The organism is Rahnella perminowiae, from assembly GCF_019049755.1.
In the GTDB taxonomy this organism is placed as follows: domain Bacteria; phylum Pseudomonadota; class Gammaproteobacteria; order Enterobacterales; family Enterobacteriaceae; genus Rahnella; species Rahnella perminowiae.
This window is the reverse complement of the sequence record NZ_JAFMOS010000112.1, coordinates 1-791: the sequence shown is the minus strand read 5'-3', so window position 1 is coordinate 791 and position 791 is coordinate 1. Positions and strand designations below refer to the sequence as shown.

The following is a 791-nucleotide window of genomic DNA, read 5'->3' as shown; positions in this document are numbered from 1 at the left end:
GGCGCTTATGCGCCCTTTTCTGTTGCTGAAACCTGACTTATTCGCCACGCAGCGCGCGCGGGAACAACAGGTTGTTTTCCAGATGGATATGCTCCATCAGGTCGGTGATAAATTCGTTGATACCGGCGTACAGTGCCCGCCAGGTCACACACGCCCCGTCAGGCGGCGTTACGCCATTGGTCAGGCGTTTAATCTCTTCCAGAATCTGTCCCGCATCATCGTGCTCACGTTCCATGACTGAGATCGGACCGGCGGCCTGACGGCCCATTCCGCCGCGTATCATTGGGAACAGGATCTGTTCTTCTTTCATCATGTGACTGGTCAGCTCTTCCAGAATCAGTTGCAGTTGAACCGCCAGTCCGTGCGGGCAAGGTAATTTGTCACCGTGTACCCGTTCCACTTTGCCGGCCATCAGAATCAGTTCCGGCAACTCCTGACGGTGACGGTCATGGTAGCGTGGAATAATAAAATCGATAATTTGTGCCAGCGGTGCGGTTTTCCAGTCAGTAGAGGTATCCGGCAGTTGGGCAATTTCAGCAATCTGTTGTTCGATGAGATCAATATCCAGCTCTTTTTTGGTAACCGCGCGCAACAGGGTTTGTTTACCACCGCAGCAAAAATCGAGATCGTACTGACGGAACAAACGTGTAGCACGCGGAATGGCAACAGCCAGAGCGCCAAGGGGTTGGTCGCGATAGTCCATGATGAAGCCTCGTTAAATGAAAGAATCTATAACATGCATTATAAATGCATGTTTAAGTCACGGCTATAGCTCAAAGGAAGTACAGGAA

1 protein-coding gene is annotated in these 791 nt (G+C 51.3%); it reads right to left on the bottom strand.

All coding sequences use genetic code 11. The annotated features are described in order from the left end of the window. Positions 1–37: 37 nt before the first annotated feature. Entirely contained in the window at positions 38–703 is a 666-nt protein-coding gene (ytfE, locus tag J1785_RS00585; RefSeq protein ID WP_217138281.1) for an iron-sulfur cluster repair protein YtfE, read from the bottom strand. Positions 704–791: the final 88 nt, after the last annotated feature.